The organism is Solimonas flava DSM 18980 (genome assembly GCF_000426685.1).
In the GTDB taxonomy this organism is placed as follows: domain Bacteria; phylum Pseudomonadota; class Gammaproteobacteria; order Nevskiales; family Nevskiaceae; genus Solimonas; species Solimonas flava.
Genome location: NZ_AUFV01000001.1, coordinates 435,297 through 456,047, shown reverse-complemented (window position 1 = coordinate 456,047; position 20,751 = coordinate 435,297). Strand labels below are relative to the sequence as shown.

Here is a 20,751-nt window from a genome sequence, read left to right as displayed (position 1 = left end):
TGAACGTGGAGGTACTGTAAGGAAGCGCACCAAGGCCGCCCATTCGGATTTCCGCGTAGTCGGCCTGCGGAAACTACGTAGTCGATTGCGGATCAGACCAGAAACAGGGCCAGGCCGCCGGCCAGATTGCTCAACATCAGGGGCGCGGCGACCTGTCGCCACGCCGGCCGGCCGCCGAGCACGCCGGCCATCGTCGCCTTGACGACGTTGTTGACCAGCATCGCCAGCACCATGCCGGTCGTGGCGATGCGGCCGTCGCTGCCGGCCGCGACCAGCCGCGCCAGCGTCAGCGTGACCGCGTCGACATCGGCGAGGCCGCCGACCGCGGCGGCGTAGAGCGGGCCTGGCGCGCCGAAATGCCGGCGCGCCAGCTCGACGGCGATCATCACGATCACCAGCAGCACCGCAAAGCGCGCCGCGCTCCACAGGCTCATCGGATTGCGCAGCGGCAGCCGGGATTCGGCGACCGCACCGGCCGGCGGCAGACGCAGCAGGATGAACGGCAGCAGGACCAGCGTCATCAGCAGTGCCGGCCCGATCAGGTGCGGCGCCAGCACCGGAGCGATCAGCGAGCCGAGCACCAGCACGCGCATCGGCATCACGCCGCAGGCGGCGAGCATCGCGCCGCTCGCCGCGCGCTGCGAGGCAGCGCCCTCGCGCAGCAGCGGGGCCCAGTTGACGATGACCGCGGTCGACGACACCAGGCCGCCGGCGGCGCCGCTCATCAGCGCCCCGAGGCGCCAGCCGAACAGGCGCACCGCGACGTAGCCGGCGAACGACAGCAGCGCCAGCAGCAGCACCAGACTGGCGAACTCGTACGGGCTGACGAGCCGCCAGGGATCGAGCGCGTGCTTGGGCAGCAAGGGCATGATGACCACGGCGAGCAGCAGCAGCTGCAGTGCGGCCAGCAGCTCGGTGGCCTGCAGGCGCTGCAGCAGCTGGTGGATCGGCTGCTTGAGGCCGAGCAGCGCGGTCGTCAGCACCGCCGCGCCGCCGGCGATCGCTGGCTCGCCGTGCACGGCGAGGGCGCCGAGTCCGTACGTCAGCAGCGCGGCAATCAGCGTGGTGATGCCGTGGTCGCGGCGCTCCGGATAGCCGTGCTGGGCGAAGGCCAGGACCCCGGCCAGACCGAGCAGGCCGGCGCCGAGCACGAACGGCGCGCCGTCGCCGAACGCGGCGCAGACGCCGCCGAACAGGCCGATCAGGGAGAAGGTGCGGATGCCGGCGATGCGCTGACCGTCGCCGGCGTCGCGCTCATGCCAGCCGCGCTCGATTCCGATCAGAAGGCCGATCAGCAGCGACACGCCGATCGAAGTGGCATCGCTCACCGGCGGGCAGGCCCCGCACTCGTACTGGCATCCATGCGCGCTCCATCAGGCCTTGGCGCGGCGGGCGCGGGGCCGGGTCGTGGTTCGGTTCGTGCGCGTTGCCGGCGCCGCGTCATGGAGCAGCGCTTCGAGCTCTTCGACAAAGGCGTCGAGCAAGGCGCGCGGCGATCGTAGCACGGCGACGTCCGAGGAGATGCCCAGCGTGCTGCGCCCGGCGTAGCTGAGCAGGCTGACGCCGATGCCGATGCCGCCGCTCTGCGGCGGCCAGAACACGATGTTGGCGATGCGCGCGCCGGCGAAGTGCAGGCTTTGCTCCGGCCCCGGCAGATTGGAGACCACGGCACAGGCTTTGCGCGCGATCAGGCCGACCAGATTGCGCTCGATGCGGCCCGGCAGCTCGCCGGCGACCGCCAGGCCGATGAAGACGGCGTGCGCCTCGCGCGAGTTCTTGAGGCGGCGCGTGCGCTCGACGACGACGGCGAGGCGCTTGTGCGGGTTGCTGATGCCGACCGGCAGGTCGAGCAGGCCAAGGCCGAAGCGATTGCTGAGCATCGCGTCCGAGCACTTGCGCAGGTTGATCGGGATGGCGATGCGCAGTTCCTGCTCGGGCGCGATGTCTTCGCGGCATTCGGCATGCAGATAGTGCGCGAAGGCGCCGGCCAGCGCCGTCAGCATCAGATCGTTGTGCGTGCAGCCGAGCGCGTGCGCGGCCCGCTTGATCGCCGCGGTGGTCGGCAGTTCGTGGCTCCAGGCCACCGCGCGGTGGCCGGACAGCGGTGCGCTGAACTGATGCGGACGTTCGCCGCCGCGCGCCAGCAGCGCCAGCAGCGTGGCGGCGTCGCGGCCGAGCGAAACGGTCTGCGACAGCAGGCCGAGCGGGTCCTCGCCGCTGCGCGCGAGAAAGCCGCGCAGGCGCAGCAGCGAGGCGTCGACGTCCTGCAGGCGCTCGATCAGCGGCGCCAGCGGGCCGCGTCGCGGCAGGGCCGGCAGCGGCGGTGGCGGCGCCTCGACGTCGTCATGCAGGCCCAGCAGCAGCTGGATGAAGCCGACGCCGTCGCCCATCGCGTGATGGGCGCGGAACAGCACGGTGACACGATGCTCGCCGACCGGGAACAGGGTGACGTGCCACAGCGGGCGCTCGCGGTCGAGTCCGCGGCGCATTTCGTCGGCGACCGCCGCCGGCAGCTCGTGCTCGGTGACATGGCGGATGCCGATGTGTTGCGCCGGCTCGAAGTCGCGCGCACGGCGCCACGCCGAGGGACGGCGCGAGTCGTCGATCTGCTGGGCGAAGCGCGGATGGCGCATCAGCCGGGCGAGGATTTCGCGCTGCAGGACTTCGAGGTCGCTGACGCCTTCGAGGTCGAGCACCGCCGAGATGACCATCGGACTCTTGTCCATGTCCATCTCGAGCCAGGCGCGGTCGACCGAGGGCATCGCCTCGGACGGCCACAGCTCGCTTACGGGATTGATTTCATCAACTGGCATGGCGGAGTTCCTTGCCCGAGGGCTGCACTTCGGTCGAAGCGATATTGCTCTTGACCGCAAGGAAGCTCGACGGGTTCACCGAAATCGAGTCGATATCGGCCTGGACCAGGAACTGCGCGAACGCCGGATGCGCGCTCGGCGCCTCGCCGCAGATGCCGACGCTGGCGCCGGCGCGGTGGGCGCGCTCGATCACGGTCTCGATCAGCGCGCGCACCGCCGGATCGCTTTCGTCGAACAGGTCCGCCAGTTCCGCCGAGTCGCGGTCGACGCCGAGCGTCAGCTGCGTGAGGTCGTTGCTGCCGATCGAGAAGCCGTCGAAGCGCCGCGCGAACTTCTCGGCGAGGATTACGTTCGACGGAATTTCGCACATCACGTAGATCTTCAGGCCGAACTCGCCGCGGCGCAGGCCGTTTTCGGCGAGCACCTCGAGCACGCGATCGGCCTCGCCGAGCGTGCGGCAGAACGGCACCATGATGATGACATTGTCGAAACCCATGGTTTCGCGCAGGCGCTTGATCGCGCGGCATTCCAGCGCGAAGCCGTCGCGATAGCGCGGCGAGTAGTAGCGCGAGGCGCCGCGGAAGCCGAGCATCGGGTTTTCCTCGTGCGGCTCGAAGTCGGCGCCGCCGATCAGATCGGCGTACTCGTTGGTCTTGAAGTCGGACAGGCGGATCACGCAGGGCTTCGGATGCACCACGGCCGCCAGGCGCGCGAGGCCGGTCGCCAGGCGCTCGACGAAGTACTCGGCCTTGTCGCTATAGCCGGCGGTCAGGCGCTCGATCTGCGCGCGCGCCTCCGGATCGCTGATGCGTTCCGGATGGAGCAGGGCCATCGGATGGATCTTGATTGCGTTGCTGATGACGAATTCCATGCGCGCCAGGCCGACGCCGTCGGCCGGCAGCCGCCACCAGCGGAACGCGGCGTCCGGGTTGGCGAGATTCAGCATCAGGCGCGTGTGCGTCGCCGGCAGGTTGCGCAGCGAGTGCTCCTCGACGATGACTTCGGCCTTGCCGTCGTAGACGTGGCCGACTTCGCCTTCGGAGCAGGCGACGGTGACCATCTGGCCGTCGCGCAGCACCTGCGTCGCCTTGCCGGTGCCGATCAGCGCCGGCACGCCGAGTTCGCGGCTGACGATCGCCGCGTGCGAGGTGCGGCCGCCGTGGTCGGTGACGATCGCCGCCGCCTTGCGCATGATCGGCACCCAGTCCGGGTCGGTGTTTTCGGCGACCAGCACGGCGCCGTCCGGGAACTTCTCGACCTCGTGCGGGTTGCTGACGCGCACCGCCGCGCCGCAGACCGCCGCTTCGCCGATCGCCAGCCCTTCGAGCAGGCGCTTGCCGGGCGCCTGCAGGCGGTAGGACTTCATCGTCAGGGCGTCGCGCTGCGTGTGCACCGTTTCCGGGCGCGCCTGGACGATGAACAGCTCGCCGGTTTCGCCGTCGCGCGCCCATTCGATATCCATCGGCACGCCGTAGTGTTTTTCGATCGCGCAGCCCCAGCGGGCGAGCTGCTGGATCGCCTCGTCGTCGAGCACGCGCGCCTGGCGCTCCTCGGCACTGGTCGCCACGCTGTGCGTGCCGCCGCCGGCATCGGCGCTGAAGATCATCTTCACTTCCTTCTCGCCGCGCTTGCGCTCGATGATCGGCACGTAGCGCGCATCGCCGAGCAGCGGCTTGAAGACCATGTATTCGTCCGGGTCGACGAGGCCCTGCACGACGGTCTCGCCGAGACCCCAGGCGGCATTGATCAGCACGACCTTGTCGAAGCCGCTCTCGGTATCGAGCGTGAACATCACGCCGGAGCTGCCGAGATCGGAACGCACCATCTGCTGCACGCCGATCGACAGCGCGATCTTGGCGGAGTCGAAGCCGCGTTCGTGGCGGTAGGCGATCGCGCGGTCGGTGAACAGCGAGGCGTAGCAGCGACGGCAGGCATCGAGCAGCGCGCCGGTGCCGGTGACGTTGAGAAAGGTCTCCTGCTGTCCGGCGAAGCTGGCATTCGGCAGATCCTCGGCGGTCGCGCTCGAACGCACGGCGACGGCCGCGCTGTCCTTGCCGCTGCGTGCGCAGAGCACCATGTAGGCCTCGCGGATCGCCAGTTCGATCTCGGCCGGCCAGTGCGCTTCGAGAAAGGCGTTGCGGATGCGGGTGCCGGCGGCGGCCAGCGTCACGCGCCCGGCATGCCAGTCGCCGAGTGCGGCGTCGATCGTGCGGTCGAGCTGATTGTCGGCGACGAAGCGCCGGTAGGCGTCGGCAGTCGTCGCGAAGCCGGCCGGCACGCGGATGCCGGCGTCGCCGAGCGTGCGGATCAGCTCGCCGAGCGAGGCATTCTTGCCGCCGACCGAAGCGACGCCGCCGGCATTCTCGAACGAAACGGCATAGGGGGACGAATTTTGCATGACGACCTCGCGACGGTGCCGTCGGCGGCGAGGGCCGGACGGTGCTGGGGGGGAAGACATGACGGCCGTGCCGCCATGGTCCGGGCCAGCTTCCGCCCGCAGGGCCAGGGCGGCATTGACGATCGTCAATCGGCCACGGCCTCAGGCCGGCTCGCCGCCGATCAGCGCCAGCAGTTCGTGCGTGCGTTCACACATCAGCGCGGCGTCGCCGCGCGACTCGACGTTGAGGCGCAGCACCGGCTCGGTGTTCGAGCCGCGCAGGTTGAAGCGCCAGTCGGCGAACGCGACCGACACGCCGTCGACGTGCTCGACGCTGCTCGCGTCCGGCGCATAGCGCGCCTCGATCGCGGCCAGCGTCGCGCCGATGTCGGCGACCTTGCGGTTGATCTCGCCGCTGGCCGGGAACATCTTCATGCGCTCGCCGACCAGCTGCGACAGCGGCAGCCCGGTCTGGCTGACGAGCTGGGCGACCAGCAGCCACGGGATCGTGCCGTTGTCGCAGTAGGCGAAGTCGCGGAAGTAGTGGTGCGCGCTCATCTCGCCGCCGTAGACGGCGTTCTCGGCGCGCATGCGTTCCTTGATGAACGCATGGCCGGTCTTGCTCTGCACCGGCACGCCGCCGGCGCCGCGGACGATGTCGATCGTGTTCCAGGTCAGACGCGGGTCGTGGATGATCTTCGCGCCGGGATGCCGGCGCAGCATCGCCGCGGCGAGCAGACCGACGATGTAATAGCCCTCGATGAACGTGCCGTGCTCGTCGAACAGGAAGCAGCGGTCGAAGTCGCCGTCCCAGGCGACGCCGAAATCGGCGCCGGTCGCACGCACGAAGTCGGCGGTCGCGGTGCGGTTCTGCGGCAGCAGCGGGTTGGGAATGCCGTGCGGAAAATCGCCGTCGGGCTCGGCGTACAGGCGCTCGATCGCGAACGGCAGCTGCGGCGCCAGCGCGTCGACCACGAGTCCGGCACCGCCGTTGCCGGGATTCACGGCGATCTTCAGCGGCTTGAGGGTGTCGCGCTGCAGGTAGCCGAGCAGATGGGCGACGTAGGCCGCGCGGAACGAATGCCGTTCGCTGCGCGGCCGCCCGTACGGGGTGGCGCGCGAGCGGCGCACTTCGGCTTCCAGCTCGCGCAGGCCCGAGTCGCCGGAGATCGGCCGGGCGCCGCCACGCACCAGCTTGAGTCCGTTGTACTCGATCGGATTGTGCGAGGCGGTGACCATGATGCCGCCGTCGACGCCGGGCTGGAACGCCGCGAAGTAGACCTCCTCGGTGCCGCACAGGCCGAGGTCGAGCACGTGCGCGCCGCCGTGCTCGAGCCCGAGCGCCAGCGCATCCTGCAGCATCGGACTGGAATGCCGCACGTCGCGGCCGAGCGCCACGGTCCGCGGCGTGAAACGCCGCGCGTAGGCGAGCCCGAGGCGGTAGGCGAGCGTGGCGTCGAGCTCGTCCGGCACGCGGCCGCGGATGTCATAGGCCTTGAAGCAGGCCAGCGCCGCGTCGGCCGTCGCCGGCGCGCCGGCCGGTGATGCCGGGACGATGGCCACGCTCTCAGGCTCCATGCGGCGGCGCCGCCGCCGGCTCGACGCGGCCGTAGCTGTCGCTGAGCCGCACGATGTCGTCCTCGCCCAGATAGCAGCCGGTCTGCACCTCGATCAGTTCGAGCGGCACCTTGCCGGGATTCTCGAGACGGTGCGTGTTGCCGAGCGGGATGTAGGTCGACTGGTCCTCGGAGACGATGAAGCTCTTGTCGCCGCAGCTGACGCGCGCCGTGCCCTTGACGACGACCCAGTGCTCGGCGCGATGGAAATGCATCTGCAGCGACAGCTGCGCGCCCGGTTTGACGACGATGCGCTTGACCTGGAAGCGCTCGCCGCCGGCGATCGTTTCGTAGTGGCCCCAGGGCCGGTAGACGCGCCGGTGCTGCTCGGCTTCGACGCGCCGGCGCTGCTTGAGCGACTGCACGATTTTCTTGACGTCCTGGCTGCGGTTCTTCGCCATCACCAGCACCGCGTCGCCGGTTTCGACGACGACGTGATCGTCGACGCCGACCAGCGCGACGAGCCGGCCGCTCGAATGCACGAGATTGCGGTGCGCGTCTTCCAGCAACACATCGCCCTGCGCGTGATTGTCGCTTTCATCGCTGGCCGGCAGGCGCTCGAGGAAGCTCCACGAGCCGACGTCGTCCCAGCCGGCATCGAGCGGCACCAGCGCCAGGCGATCGGTCTTTTCCATCACCGCGTAGTCGATCGATTCGTTGCGGCAGGCGCGCCACGGCTCGGGGTCGAGGCTGATCGCGCCGGCCTCGCGGTGCGCGCGCTCCAGCGCCTCGCGGGCGCGCAGATGGGTTTCCGGCTCGAAGCGGCGCAGCTCGGACAGGAAGCGCCCGGCGCGGAACAGGAACAGGCCGCCGTTCCAGTAATGGTCGCCCTGTTCGACGAACTGCCGGGCGCGTTCGAGCGACGGTTTCTCGACGAAGCCGTCGACCGCATACGCGCCGCCGGCACCGGGGACCGCGCCGTCGCGCACCCTGACGTAGCCGTAGCCGGTTTCCGGCCGTGTCGGCTTGATGCCGAAGGTGACGATATGGCCCTGCTCGGCGGCTTCGGCGGCGGCCGCCGCCGCCGCCACGAAGGCGGGCGTATCGGCGATCGCGTGGTCGGCGGCCATCACGAACACCAGCGCCTCCGGGCCGAAGGCCTCGGCGACGAAATGCACGGCGGCGGCGACCGCCGGCGCGGTATTGCGCGCTTCGGGTTCCAGCAGCAATACGGCGTCGTCGATCTGTATCTCGCGCAGCTGCTCGGCAAGCATGAAGCGCTGCGCGGCGGCGCCGACGACCACCGGCCCGAGCACGTGGCCGACCTGCGTCGTGCGCCGCACGGTGTCCTGGAACAGACTGTGCTCGCCGAGCAGCGATAGGAACTGTTTCGGATGCTGCTCGCGCGACAGCGGCCACAGGCGCGTGCCGCTGCCGCCGCAGAGGACGACCGGCACGATCGCCTTGGTGCGCGTCGAGCGGCTCAGTCTTGGCGGATTTTTCATGAGCGGTCTGTCTGCAAGCGGGCCGCGGATCCGGCCGATGCCAGCATCGACGAAGGGCAAGGCACCGACTGTTCGATACCACACCGATGGCGTGGCCGCGCCGGACGCTCAGCGCTGCCAGGCGATCAGGCCGACTTCCGAGGGCAGCAGATCCTGGCCATGCTGGGCGACGGCGCGCGGCGTGTAGTGCGCCGCCGGCCGCGGGCCCGGCAGCGCGGCTTCGTAGAAATAGCCGTTGTGCGCGCCGACCACGGCCTCGCCGCGGCTCATGACGATGTGCTCGGGTGCATGCGCGCCGTCGGCGTCGGCATAGAGCTCGACGCGCACGTCGCCGGCCGGCACGTCGCCGAGATAGACGGCGACGCGCATCCGCCGCGCCGCACCGTCGCCGAGGGCCTGCGGCGCGCCGAAATGGATCTGCGGCCAGAGCCGGGCGAGCTGCTCATGCCAGACGCGCAACGCATGCGCGGCGCCGGCGCCGTCGGCGCCGCGGCGGCGGGCGAGGTCGGCGCCCGGCCGGTAATAGTCCTCGACATACTCCAGCAGCATGCGGTTGCTGCTGTAGCGCGGCGTCAGCTGCGACATGCTGTGCCGCATGCGCCGTACCCAGTCGCGCGGCAGGCCGCTGGCGTCGCGCGTGTAGAAGGCCGGGACCACGTCCTCCTCGAGCACGGCGTACAGCTGCGCGGCATCGCCGGCGTCGTCGCGGGTTTCGACACTGTCGCCGATCACCCAGCCGACGTCCTCGGCATAGGCTTCGTCCCACCAGCCGTCGAGCGTCGACAGATTGAGGCCGCCGTTGGCGAGCACCTTCATGCCGCTGGTGCCGCAGGCCTCGCGGCCGCGCACCGGCGTGTTGAGCCAGAGATCGACGCCCTGCACGAGATCCTGGGCGAGGCCGATGTCGTAGTTTTCGAGAAAGACCACGTGGCCGCGCACCGCCGGCTCGTTGGCGAAGTCGACCCAGCGCCGGATCATGTCCTTGGCTTCGAGATCGTTCGGGTGCGCCAGGCCGGCGAGCAGCAGCTGCACCGGCCGCTGCGGATCGAGCAGCAGGCGGCGCAGGCGTTCGCCGTCGCCGAGCAGCAGATCCGGGCGCTTGTAGCCGGTGAAACGGCGCGCGAAACCGATCGTCAGCACGTTGGCGTCGAGCACCAGGGCGGCCGCGTCGATCTGCTCCGGCGTCGCGCCGCGCTGCGTCAGCTGCGCGGCCAGCCGCGTGCGCACGCGCTCGACCAGTTCGCTGCGGCGTTGCGCCGCCAGCGACCACAGGCTGGCGTCGTCGACCGCGGCGACCGCGTCGGGCAGCGCCTCGATCCCGGCGCACCAGCGCTCCTTGCCGCAGGTCCGCGTCCACATCTCGTCGGCCCAGCGCGAATCCCAGGTCGGTACGTGCACGCCGTTGGTGACGTGCCCGACCGGCACCTCGTCGATCGGCCAGCGCGGATACAGCTCGGCGAACAGGCGGCGGCTGACGCGGCCGTGCAGGCGGCTGACGCCGTTGACGCTGCCGCAGCCGCGCAGCGCCAGACAGGCCGGCTCGAAGCGTGCGTCCGGATCGCCGGCATGACGCTGGCCGAGCGCCAGCAAGGTCTCGACCGACTCACCGAACTGCTGTTCGACCAGGATCGAGTACTGGCGCAGCAGCGACGGATCAAAGGCGTCGAAGGCGGCGCTGACCGAGGTGTGCGTGGTGAACAGATTGGCCGGCCGTGTGGCCCACAGCGCGTCGATGAAGGCGGTACCGTTGCGCCGCATGAAGCGGCGCGCGCGTTCCAGCACCGCGAACGCGGCGTGGCCCTCGTTGATATGGCAGAAGTCGATCGGCAGGCCGAGCGTCTCGACCAGCGACCAGCCGCAGATGCCGAGCACCAGCTGCTGCAGCAGGCGCGTCTCGGCGCCGTCGCCGTACAGGCGCGAGGTGATGCCGCGATCGGTGTCGCTGTTGGCCGGGTCGTTGCTGTCGAGCAGGTACAGACGCACGCGTCCGACGCGCGCTTCCCAGACGCGCACATGCAGCGTCCGGCCGGGCAGCGGCAGGCGCAGGGTCAGCGGCGCGCCGTCGATGCCGTGCGTGCGCTGCACCGGCAGGCTGGCCGGGTCGTTGTACGGATACGTCTCGCGCTGCCGGTGCTCGCGGTCGATCGACTGGCGCAGATAGCCCTGCGCGTAGAGCAGGCCGATGCCGACCGCCGGCACGCCGAGGTCGCTGGCGGCCTTCAGATAATCGCCGGCGAGGATGCCGAGGCCGCCGGCGTAGATCGGCAGTGATTCGCTGAGGCCGAACTCCATGCTGAAGAAGGCGATGCCCTTCAGGTGCTCGGCGTCGGCGCGGCGCGCGAAAGCGCCCGGCGATTCGAGATATTGCTGGTGTTCGGCGACGACCTCGGCGAGCGTCGCCAGAAAGCCGGCGTCCGCCGCCAGCGTCGCGGCGCGCTCCGGGCTCAGATTTTCCAGCACCGTCCACGGGCTTTGCGTGCGGCGCCACAGCTCGGCGTCGACCATCGCCCACATCGCATCGCCGGCGTGGTTCCAGGTCCAGCGCAGGTCGCGGGCGAGCGCATCGAGCGCCGACAGCGGGGCGGGCAGATCGATCATGGCGTGCAGCATAGCGGTCCGGCGCCGCGCCTTGCCTTGATGACCGTCAAGGCCGCGGTATAGCCTGCGACGCCGTCCCGTTCCGCCTGCCCGGTTTGCCTACGATCCGCATGACACCCGATATCTTCAGCGCCGCCGTCTCGCCCGAACACTGGCTCGCGGTGCTGGCGACGGTCGGTCTGGTGCTGGCCGCGGTTGGCATGCATTACGAAGGCCTGGCGCGGCTCAACGCGTGGATGCCGCATCTGCGTCTGGCCGGGCGCTCGCGCGTGCTGCTGCTGATTTTCTGCATCATCGGCCTGCACATCGCCGAGATCTGGCTGTTCGGCATCGCCATCCACGGACTCACGTACTTCCCGGCACTCGGCACGATCGGCGGCGCCGAGCCGGTGCGCCTGCTCGATGCGGTCTACCTGTCGACGACGACCTACACCACGGTCGGCTACGGCGATCTCGCACCGCGCGGGCCGCTGCGCCTGGTCCTCGGCAGCGAGGCGCTGACAGGTTTCGTGCTGCTGACCTGGTCGGCCTCGTACACCTATCTCGAAATGCAGCGCTACTGGCGCCCCTGAGCGCGGCGCGGCGTCCGGCGTGTCAGGCGCCGGCGTCCGGCCGCGACGGCATCCAGTGAATGTCCGGCGCGCGGCGCGGCATCGTCGCGCGCTGTTCGCCGTATGGATGACCGACGATGATCGGCAGCACCGGGCGGTAGTCGGCCGGGATGCCGAGCAACTGCTTGCTGTCCGGCTGTTCGAGCCAGTCACGCGCCAGACCGATGCAGCAGCTGCCGAGCTTCTGCACGCAGGCGGCGAGCATCAGGTTCTGCGCCGCCATGCCGCATTCCTCGGCGATCCATTCGCCGTCCTCGGTCGCGCAAATCACGATCAGCGCCGGCGCGCCGTAGAACACGTCGAAGCTTTCGTCGAGCAGTTCGGGCATCAGGCGCAGCAGCTGCGAATCGGCGCCGGCGGTCTCGACCAGATGGCGGCGCACCTGCGCGGCGATATGGCGCAGCAGCGCGGCATCGGTGCTCGCCGCAAACGACCAGGGCTGCGCATTGAAAGCGCTCGGCGCCTGCACGGCGTCGCCGATCAGGTTCTCGACCAGCTCCCGCGTCACTTCCTGGTCGGTGTAGCGGCGGACTGCGCGCCGGTGATAAATCGCCTTCATGACATCCATGCGGATTCTGCCGTTCTCGTGGAGCGGCTAGCTTTTCACGGGCGCCGGCGCCGGCCATTGATCCAGGTCATGCGAGGGCGGCGGCATGCCGGGCGGCTCGTAGAGCACGCGCTTCAGGCGCTCGGAGACCAGCGCGAACGACAGCGAGATCGCCACCATCGTCGCCAGCAGCGCCAGCGGCAGCGGCTCGAAGCCGAAGCCGCGCGCGATCAGCGGCACGTACGGCAGACCGATGCCGAGTGCCGCGATCGCGACCGAGCCCCACAGCAGCGCCGGCGCCGGCCGGCTGCGATAGAACGGCGCGCGCGTGCGCAGCACGAAGATGATCAGCAGCTCGGTCAGCAGCGACTCGATGAACCAGGCGGTGCGGAACTGTTCCGGATCGCCGTGCGCGATGCCGAGCAGCACCGCGAAGGTCAGCAGGTCGAACAGGGTGCTGAGCACGCCGAGGCGCACCATCACGCGCTTGACCAGGCGCAGATCCCAGCGGTGCGGCGTGCGCTGCCAGCTGTCGTCGACGCGGTCGCCGGCCAGGCCCATCGCCGGAATGTCGGACAGGAAATTGTTGAGCAGGATCTGCTTGGCGAGCAGCGGCAGGAACGGCAGGAAGGTCGTCGCCACCGCCATGCTGAGCATGTTGCCGAAGTTGGCGCTGGTCGTGACGAAGATGTACTTGAGGGTGTTGGCAAAGGTGCGACGGCCTTCCTCGATGCCTTCGCAGACGACATCGAGACCGTGTTCGAGCATCACGAAGTCGGCCGCTTCGCGGGCGACGTCGGCGGCGGTATCGACCGAGATGCCGACGTCGGCGGCGTACAGCGCCGGAGCGTCGTTGATGCCGTCGCCGAGGAAGCCGACGACATGGCCGCTGCGCTGCAGGGCGCGGATGATGCGTTCCTTCTGGCCGGGATCGACCTCGGCGAACACGCTGGTGCGCGGCGCGAGTTGCCAAAGTGCCTCGTCGCGCGTCTGGCTCAGCTCGGCGCCGCTGATGACGCGCTCGGGATCAAGCCCGACCGCCTGCGCGACGTGGCGCGCCACGGCGAGACTGTCGCCGGTGATCAGCTTGGCCGCCACGCCGAGGCCGGCGAGCCGGCGCAGCGTCGCGTCGATGCCGGGCTCCGGCGGATCGAACAGCAGCAGAAAACCGCACAGCGCCAGCGCGTTCTCGTCCTCGCGCCCGTAACGCGCCTGCTCGGGCAGGGTGCGCTGCGCCACCGCGAGCACGCGAAAGCCCTGCGCGCCCCAGGCCTCGAAGCGCTGCTGCAGCGCCTCGCGCCGTGCCGCGTCGAGTTCGACGGTGCCGGTCCCGAGTTCGAGCTGCGTACAGGCTGCGAGCACGCCGGGCACGGCGCCCTTGGTGATCATCAGCGGCGCCTCGCCGGGTCGTTCGCGGATCACCACGCTGAGGCGTTTGCGCACGAAATCGTACGGAATCTCGTCGAGCTTGAGCGCCTCGCCGGGCGCCGGCGCGCCGGCCAGCAGCGCTTCGTCGATCGGGTTGCGCAGGCCGGCCTGCAGCGCCGCGTTGAGGCGCGCCAGCTGCAGCACGCGTTCGTCGTCGCGGCCCTCGGCGTCGACTGCGGCGTCGATCATCACCACGCCGCGCGTCAGCGTGCCGGTCTTGTCGACGCAGAGCACGTCCATGGCGCCGAGGTTCTCGATCGCGTTCGGGTGGCGGACGATGACGCCGCGCGTCGCCATGCGCCGCGCGCCATGCGCGAGCGTGATGGCGACGATCGCCGGCAGCAGTTCCGGCGACAGGCCGACCGCGAGTGCGATCGCGAACAGCAGCGAGTCGAAGCTCGGCCGGTGGTGCAGGGCGTTGATCGCCAGCACCGCCAGCAGCAGCAGGATCATCACGCGGATCAGCAGCTGGCCGAAATGGCGCAGGCCGCGCTCGAATTCCGTCTCGGGCGCGCGCAGCTGCAAGGTGTGGGCGATACGGCCGAACTCGGTTTCGGCGCCGGTGGCGACGATCAAGGCGCGGCCGACGCCGCTGCGGACCGAGGTGCCGGCGAACACGCAGTTGCGGCGCGACGGCAGCGCGCTGATCGCCGGCACCGGCGCCAGCGCTTTCTCGGCGGCGAAGGTCTCGCCGGTCAGCGCCGCCTCGCCGACGAACAGGTCCTGGCATTCGAGCAGCACGCCGTCGCCCGGCACCAGGCTGCCGGCCGACAGCAGGACCACGTCGCCGGGCACCACGGTGTCGGCCGGGATCTCGCGGCAGGCGCCGTCGCGCAGCACCGAGGCGCGTACGGCGACGCGGCTCTGCAGGCGGGCGACGGCGCGCGAGGCCTTGTGCTCGTCGAGCGCGCCGATCAGGCTGCTGAGCAGCGCGATCGCCATCACGATCGCGGCGTTGAGCCAGTCGGCGCCGAGCAGCGCGGCGGCGGCGCCGAGCACCAGGATCAGCTGCAGCGGGCTGCGGAACTGCGCGGCGAAGGTGGCGGGAAAACTGCGCAACTGGGCGACGCGCTGCGGCGGACGTTCACGCAGGCGGCGCTGCGCCTCGTCGGCGGACAATCCGTGCGGACCGCTGCCGAGGCGGGCCTGCAGGGCGGCGGAATCGAAGCTCCAGTAGGGGCCGACGCGCGCTTCGACCGGCGGCGCGGATGCCGGGGACGGGGCGTAGCGCGACCGCCAGCGCAGCCATGAGGTCACGGTGGCGGGGCTGGGTTCAGGCGGTGGCCATCGCGCAGTCGTCGCAGAGCGTCAGCTGCGGCGTCTGTGTCAGGCGCGCCGCCGGCAGCGGCTGGCCGCAGTCCTCGCAGCAGTCGCCGCAGCCGCGGTTCAGCAGATGTAGCGCGTGCTCGACCTGACGCAGCTTGGCGTCGGTCGCGGCGGCGATGCGCGCGAACTGCGGATCGGTCGGCGTCGCGCCGTTCTGCCGCATGCGCTGCAGGCGCCGGCGCAGCAGCGCCGCCAGATATTCGAGTTGCAGGTGGCGGTCATTGCGCTCGGCAGGGTTCATGGCAGCCTCCTCGGGGCTTCAGGCCTGGGGTTCGACGACGAGACGGTTTTCCACGCGCAGCACGCCGGGCGCCGCGCGCACGGCCGCCTCGGCGTCGAGGCGTTCCTGCTGCGAGCGCACGCGTCCTTCGAGGACGACCGTGCCGTCGCCATCGGCGTAGACCCGCATCTGGCGGCGCTCGACCGGCACGCCGACGGTGGCCTCGGCCAGCATGTCGCGCCAGTCGCGCAGGCGGATGCGGTTGCAGACGTCGCGCACGCCGTGCAGCCGGCGGATATCGTGCTCGGCCTGGCGGCGCTCGTATTCGCTGTCGACGGCGCCGTCGAGTTCGACGACGCCGCGGCTGACGGTGACCTGCACAAAGCCCGGCGGCAGGCCGAGATCCCAGGACAGGATGCGCACCGCGCGATCGGCGATCTCGTCGTCGGCGGTCTTGGCGACGTCGGCGGCGCGAATCTCGAGATGCTCGGCGACTGCGCGGATGCCGGGCACCTTGCGCGCGAGTTGTTCGGCCAGGCCGCGCTGTGCGGCGCTGCTGACGTGGCCGCTGAGGGTGACGACGCCCTGCCGCACGGCGACGCCGATGTGGGCGACGTCGAGCGCTGCTTCCTGCGCCAGGGCCGTCGTGACCCGGCGCTGCAAATCCTGATCGAGCGGGTGCATGACGAAAATTCGGGAACCAGGCCAGCGTGAATCGTCGCGCCGCCGCGCCCCGGTGGCATTGATGCGCGTCATGGTCGGCGGGGTGAGGGCCCTTGCCCGGACGCGGCCAAGGTTCGTTGGCAGACCTTACGGTTCGTCGGCGTCGCCGTCCTCGACCAGTTCCCAGCGCGGATGGCTGCCGTGGCCGATCCATTCGCACTGCAGCACCGCATCGTTGTTGCAGTGCGCGCAGTGGACGCCGGCGCCGTCGCGCCAGTCGGCTTCCTGGATGTGCACCTCGGTGCCGCAGTACGGGCAGGGCAGGATCAGCAGCTTGCTGGCGGGCGGCGTATCCATGACGCGTCTCTTCCTCTGACGGCCCGGGTCCGGGCGATAGGCCGGCAGCATGGCGTGCCGCGCCGAACGCGGCCTTGACCGGCGTCAGCGTCGGCTCGGCATAACCCCCAGGCATGGATGCCGCGCCGCTATTCATTGGCCGGCGCCGCGCCGGGCCCCCTATGCTCGGCTGCGACGAGGGTCGTGCCGGGCGGCGGTGCGCATCGCCGATCCGGCGCGCTTTGACCAGTGTGCGTACGCCCCATCGTCATACCAATTACGAATTCGTAATATCGAATAACAGCCCTGCCGTCCGTTTCAGGAGCCGACGATGAACCGCAAGCGCCCGTTTCCTTCACGCCCGACCGCCGTGGCACTGGCGCTGGCGGCGGCGGGGGCGGGCAGCGTTGTTCCGGCCCGGGCCGAGACGGCTGCCGCCGACGCGCCGCCGGCCGAGATCACGGTCTGGGGCCGCGCCTTCGATCTCGTCGGCACGGCGCAGTCCGGCTCGCAGGGCGTGGTCGGCTACGCCGACTTCCAGGACCGTCCGATCTCGCGCGCCGGCGAACTGCTCGAAGTGATTCCCGGCATGATCGCGACCCAGCACTCCGGCGAGGGCAAGGCCAACCAGTACTTCCTGCGCGGCTTCAATCTCGACCACGGCACCGACTTCGCGAGCTTCATCGACGGCGTGCCGGCCAACCTGCGCACGCACGGCCACGGCCAGGGCTACACCGATCTCAATTTCCTGATTCCAGAACTGGTCGAGAAGGTCGAGTACCGCAAGGGTCCGTACTTTGCCGACGCCGGCGACTTCAGCGCGGCCGGCACCGCGCGCTTCAGAACTTACGACGCGCTGCCGCGCAGCTTCGCCGAGGCCACGGTCGGCGAGTACGGCCACTACCGCGGTCTGGCCGCCGGCAGTCTCGCGCTCGGCGGCGGCACGCTGCTGGCCGGTGCCGAGGCGGCGCGCGTCGATGGTCCCTGGGTGCTCGACGAGCATCTGCGCAAGTACAACGGCCTGCTCAAGTACAGCCGCCAAGACGGCGAGCGCTACTGGAACCTCGCACTCAGCGCCTACGACAACCAGTGGGATTCGACCGATCAGGTGCCGCTGCGCGCGCTGCGCTCGGGACTGATCCCGCGCTACGGCTATATCGATCCGTCTCTCGGCGGCGAGACCTCGCGTCTGGCGCTGTCGAGCCAGATGCAGTTCGGCGACACCGCGCTCAACCTCTACGCGCTGCACTACGAGCTGAGCCTGGTCTCCAACTTCACGTATTACCTCGAGGATCCGGTCAACGGCGACGAGTTCGAGCAGAAGGACGAGCGCTCGATCTTCGGCGGCGCGCTGGCGCAGGGCTGGGATCTGGACCTCGCCGGCCGGCCGGCGCGGCTGCGCGCCGGCGGCGAGCTGCGCTACGACGATATCGGCAAGGTCGGTCTCTACCAGACCGTTGCCGGACGGCGCATCGACACGGTGCGCGAGGATTCCGTCGACGAACTCAGCGTCGGCGCCTACGCCGAGCTCGAGACGCACCTGACGCCGAGCGTGCGCGCCGTCGTCGGCCTGCGCGGCGACGTCTACGACTACGACGTCGACGCGCGCACGCAGCCGCTCAACAGCGGCAGCGGCACGGACGCGATGATCTCGCCGAAGCTGGCGCTGGCCTGGCGCACCGGCGCGCACACCGAGCTGTACGCCAACTACGGCGAGGGCTTCCATTCCAACGACGTGCGCGGCGCGTCGATCCGCGTCGATCCGCGCGATCCGGCGTCCGCCGCCGAGCGCGTCGACGTGCTGGTGCGCGCGCGCGGCGCCGAGCTTGGTTTGCGCTACGGCGCCGGCCCGCTGAACCTGAGCCTGGTCGGCTTCTGGCTCGACCTGGGTTCGGAGCTGGTCTACTCGGGCGACGGCGGTACCACCGAACCGAATGCGGCCTCGCGCCGCTACGGCACCGAGTTCGCCGGCTTCTGGCAGCCGCTGGCCTGGCTGACGCTGGACCTGTCGGCGGCCTATACCGACGCGCGCTTCCGCGATGTGCCCAAGGCCGAGGATGAGGTGCCGAACGCGGTCAAGACCGTGCTCGGCGCCGGTGCGGTCGTCGACTTCGGCTACGGCTTCAAAGGTACCGCGCGGCTGCGCTATCTCGGTCGGGCGCCGCTGATCGAAGACGGTTCGGTCGAGTCCGATCCGACCACCATCGTCAACCTCGGCGCGTACTACGAGCGCAGCGTCTGGCGCGTCGCGCTCGACCTCTACAACGCGCTCGACGCCAGGGACGCCGACATCACCTACTACTACGCTTCGCGCCTGCCGGGCGAGAGCGAGGGCGTCGACGATATCCACCTGCATCCGGTCGAGCCGCGCCAGCTGCGCGCCTCGCTGCGGATGTACTTCTAGCGCCTGTTAACAGGCCCTAGGCGCGACGCCGATGCATGCAGGCGAGTCCGGACCGCCGCGGCGACGCTGGACGCGCGGCGAGCGCCGCGAACTCGCCGCGTACTACGGCGTGATCGCGCTGCTGCACGGGCTCGGCTGGGGTCTGTATCTGGCCTATGCGGCGCGCTATCCGGCGCTGGTCGGCCTCGGCTTCGCGGCCTACGCGATCGGCCTGCGCCACGGTTTTGGCGCCGATCACATCGCCGCCGTCGACGATACCGTGCGCTATCTGCTGCAACGCGGCCGCAGTCCGCTCGGCGTCGGTTTTTATTTCTCGCTGGGGCATTCGAGCGTGGTGTTCCTGCTGGCACTGGCCGTGGCGTTCGCCGCCGGCCTGGTCCGCACGCGGCTGCCGGACTGGGAGCACGCCGGCCATCTGATCGGCGCCGGCATCTCCGGCGCCTTCCTGTGGCTGATCGGCGTGCTCAACCTGCTGGTGCTGCTCGAACTGCTCGATGTCTGGCGGCACGCGCGCCGCGGCCGGCATCGCCACGATCATCTCGAGCGTGTGCTGGCGCGCCGCGGCTTCGTCGGCCGGCTGCTCGGCGGCGGCCTGCGCGGCGGCGTCGATCGCAGCTGGCAGATGTATCCGCTCGGCTTGCTGTTCGGGCTCGGGCTCGACACCGCGGCCGAGATCGCGCTGCTGGCGATGACGGCCGGCGCCATCGCCGGCGAGCTGCCGGCGCCGGCGGTACTGGCGCTGCCGCTGCTGTTCGCGGCCGGCATGACGGCGGTCGACACGAGCGACGGCGTGCTGATGTGCCGCGCCTACCACTGGGCGCTCGTCCATCCGCTGCGCCGCATCTACTACAACCTGACCACGACCGCGCTGTCGATCGCCGCCGCGCTGCTGATCGGCAGCATCGAGCTGCTGCAGGTCGCCGTCGAACTGCTGTCGCTGCGCGGCGCGTGGGCCGGCTTCGTCGCCGGCATCGATTTCGGCCGGCTCGGCTACGCGATCGCCGGCCTGTTCCTGCTCGGCTGGGGCCTGTCGGCGGCGCTATGGAAGCAGACCGGCGCGATGCAGGCCGCCGCCGGCGCCGCCTGCGAGCCGCTGCGCTGAAGCGCACGCGATGCGGCCCGGCGTGGCTACAATGCGCCACGACGATCGTCGCCGCCGCCAGCGCGCCGCGACGACCGGCCACCGCCCGAGCCCCGCCATGGAACGCTTCACGATCTCCCTCGAAACCAAGCTCGCCGATGCCTTCGACGAACTGATGGCGCGGCGCGGCTACCGCAACCGCTCGGAAGCGGTCCGCGACCTGCTGCGCCAGGAGCTCGAACGTTCGCGGCTCGAGGAGGATGCCGGCGCCTACTGCGTCGCCACGCTCAGCTATCTCTACAACCATCACGAGCGCGAGCTGTCGAAGCGCGTCGTGCGCCTGCAGCACGAGCACCACGACATCGTCGTGTCGACGATGCATGCGCACCTCGACCACGATCACTGCGTCGAATGCGCGATCCTGCGCGGGCCGACCGCCGCCGTGCGCCGCTTCGCCGAGCAGCTCATCGCCGAACCCGGCATCCGTCACGGCAACTTCAAGCTCGTCACCGTCGAGCGCCAGTCGCCGGGCGGCCATGCGCACGCGCACGGCGCCGGCGACAGCCACACGCATTACCTGCCGAGCAGCTAGTGGCGCAGCACGCCCCGGCCCGCGCGGCCGCCCCCGAGAAGCGATGACCGCATGAACAAGGCTCCCGTCACCTACACGCTGCTGATCGTCAACATTCTCGTCTTCGGCCTGGAGATGGTCGCTGGCGATCCGCTGCTGCGCAGCTTCGCGCTGTGGCCGCTCGGGCAGGGCTTCGCGCCGTGGCAGCTGGTCAGCTGCGCATTCCTGCACGGCAGCATCGCGCATCTGGCGACCAACATGTTCGGCCTGTGGATGTTCGGCCGCGACGTCGAGGGCCAGACCGGCAGCGGCCGCTTCCTCGTGCTGTTCCTGACCAGCGTGCTGACGGCGAGCCTCACACAGCTGGCGTTCGGCATGGTCAGCGCCGATCCGCAGCCGACGGTCGGCGCGTCCGGCGGCCTGTTCGGCGTGCTGACCGCGTTCGCGATCTTCTTCCCGCGCCGCGTGATCCTGCTGATCTTTCCGCCGCTGCCGCTGCCGGCGCCGCTGTTCGTGCTGCTGTATGCGCTGTTCGAACTCTATGCCGGCGTCACCGGCACGATGAACGGTGTCGCGCACTTCGCCCATCTCGGCGGCCTGCTCGGCGGTCTCGTCCTCGGCCTGCGCTGGCGGCGGCGCCAGGTCTGGCGCTGAACGCGGGCGCCGGCGGCACCGATTGACGGCGGTCAATGCTGCCCGGCCGTTGCCGCGGCAG

The 20,751-nt window shown here is 70.4% G+C and carries 16 protein-coding genes; 5 read left to right on the top strand and 11 right to left on the bottom strand.

Annotation, left to right across the window (positions count from 1 at the left end):
- Positions 1-92 precede the first annotated feature (92 nt).
- The 6 genes from K343_RS0101955 to glgP form a co-directional block, all read right to left on the bottom strand.
- Positions 93-1,328 (bottom strand): MgtC/SapB family protein, encoded by a 1,236-nt coding sequence (locus K343_RS0101955; RefSeq protein WP_028006625.1) that lies wholly within the window; start codon positions 1,326-1,328, stop codon positions 93-95.
- Positions 1,329-1,373: 45 nt separating this feature from the next.
- Positions 1,374-2,813: a WS/DGAT domain-containing protein gene (locus K343_RS0101950; RefSeq protein ID WP_084615604.1), complete on the bottom strand. Its 1,440-nt coding sequence runs from the start codon at positions 2,811-2,813 to the stop codon at positions 1,374-1,376.
- Positions 2,803-5,211, bottom strand: coding sequence for a phosphoenolpyruvate synthase (ppsA, locus tag K343_RS0101945; RefSeq protein ID WP_028006623.1), 2,409 nt, complete (start codon positions 5,209-5,211; stop codon positions 2,803-2,805). Before ppsA ends, K343_RS0101950 begins: the two co-directional genes overlap by 11 nt.
- A gap of 141 nt (positions 5,212-5,352) precedes the next feature.
- Complete coding sequence (locus K343_RS0101940; RefSeq protein WP_281169364.1) at positions 5,353-6,753, bottom strand: phosphohexomutase domain-containing protein; 1,401 nt, start codon at positions 6,751-6,753, stop codon at positions 5,353-5,355.
- Between the two features lie 4 nt (positions 6,754-6,757).
- Positions 6,758-8,251 (bottom strand): mannose-1-phosphate guanylyltransferase/mannose-6-phosphate isomerase, encoded by a 1,494-nt coding sequence (locus K343_RS0101935; RefSeq protein WP_051277849.1) that lies wholly within the window; start codon positions 8,249-8,251, stop codon positions 6,758-6,760.
- A 108-nt stretch (positions 8,252-8,359) separates the two neighbouring features.
- Complete coding sequence (glgP, locus tag K343_RS0101930; RefSeq protein ID WP_245585092.1) at positions 8,360-10,849, bottom strand: alpha-glucan family phosphorylase; 2,490 nt, start codon at positions 10,847-10,849, stop codon at positions 8,360-8,362.
- 110 nt (positions 10,850-10,959) lie between these two features.
- On the opposite strand from glgP, the gene K343_RS0101925 reads away from it, so the two are divergent.
- Positions 10,960-11,421 carry an ion channel gene (locus K343_RS0101925; protein WP_051277848.1) on the top strand — a complete coding sequence of 154 codons (462 nt, stop codon included), beginning with the start codon at positions 10,960-10,962 and terminating at the stop codon, positions 11,419-11,421.
- A 22-nt stretch (positions 11,422-11,443) separates the two neighbouring features.
- Here the strand turns inward: K343_RS0101925 and K343_RS0101920 are convergent, their stop codons facing one another.
- From K343_RS0101920 to K343_RS0101900, 5 genes are all read right to left on the bottom strand, one after another.
- Positions 11,444-12,028, bottom strand: coding sequence for a nitroreductase (locus K343_RS0101920; protein WP_028006618.1), 585 nt, complete (start codon positions 12,026-12,028; stop codon positions 11,444-11,446).
- A gap of 27 nt (positions 12,029-12,055) precedes the next feature.
- Complete coding sequence (gene mgtA / locus K343_RS20555) at positions 12,056-14,692, bottom strand: magnesium-translocating P-type ATPase (RefSeq protein WP_245585091.1); 2,637 nt, start codon at positions 14,690-14,692, stop codon at positions 12,056-12,058.
- A gap of 16 nt (positions 14,693-14,708) precedes the next feature.
- The gene (locus K343_RS20550; protein WP_043111853.1) at positions 14,709-15,002 is read right to left on the bottom strand and encodes a TraR/DksA C4-type zinc finger protein; all 294 of its coding nucleotides are present in this window, start codon (positions 15,000-15,002) and stop codon (positions 14,709-14,711) included.
- An 18-nt stretch (positions 15,003-15,020) separates the two neighbouring features.
- Entirely contained in the window at positions 15,021-15,665 is a 645-nt protein-coding gene (locus tag K343_RS0101905) for a BON domain-containing protein (protein ID WP_043111852.1), read from the bottom strand.
- 126 nt (positions 15,666-15,791) lie between these two features.
- On the bottom strand, positions 15,792-16,001 hold the full coding sequence (locus K343_RS0101900; RefSeq protein ID WP_028006616.1) for a hypothetical protein: 210 nt from the start codon (positions 15,999-16,001) through the stop codon (positions 15,792-15,794).
- A 310-nt stretch (positions 16,002-16,311) separates the two neighbouring features.
- Between K343_RS0101900 and K343_RS0101895 the strand changes: the two genes are divergently transcribed.
- The 4 genes from K343_RS0101895 to K343_RS0101880 all read left to right on the top strand — a co-directional run bounded on the left by K343_RS0101895 (position 16,312) and on the right by K343_RS0101880 (position 20,690).
- Entirely contained in the window at positions 16,312-18,384 is a 2,073-nt protein-coding gene (locus K343_RS0101895; RefSeq protein WP_051277847.1) for a TonB-dependent receptor, read from the top strand.
- A 31-nt stretch (positions 18,385-18,415) separates the two neighbouring features.
- On the top strand, positions 18,416-19,486 hold the full coding sequence (locus tag K343_RS20545; RefSeq protein ID WP_051277846.1) for a HoxN/HupN/NixA family nickel/cobalt transporter: 1,071 nt from the start codon (positions 18,416-18,418) through the stop codon (positions 19,484-19,486).
- Between the two features lie 97 nt (positions 19,487-19,583).
- Entirely contained in the window at positions 19,584-20,057 is a 474-nt protein-coding gene (gene nikR / locus K343_RS0101885) for a nickel-responsive transcriptional regulator NikR (protein WP_028006614.1), read from the top strand.
- Between the two features lie 51 nt (positions 20,058-20,108).
- Positions 20,109-20,690 carry a rhomboid family intramembrane serine protease gene (locus K343_RS0101880; protein ID WP_028006613.1) on the top strand — a complete coding sequence of 194 codons (582 nt, stop codon included), beginning with the start codon at positions 20,109-20,111 and terminating at the stop codon, positions 20,688-20,690.
- Positions 20,691-20,751 lie beyond the last annotated feature (61 nt).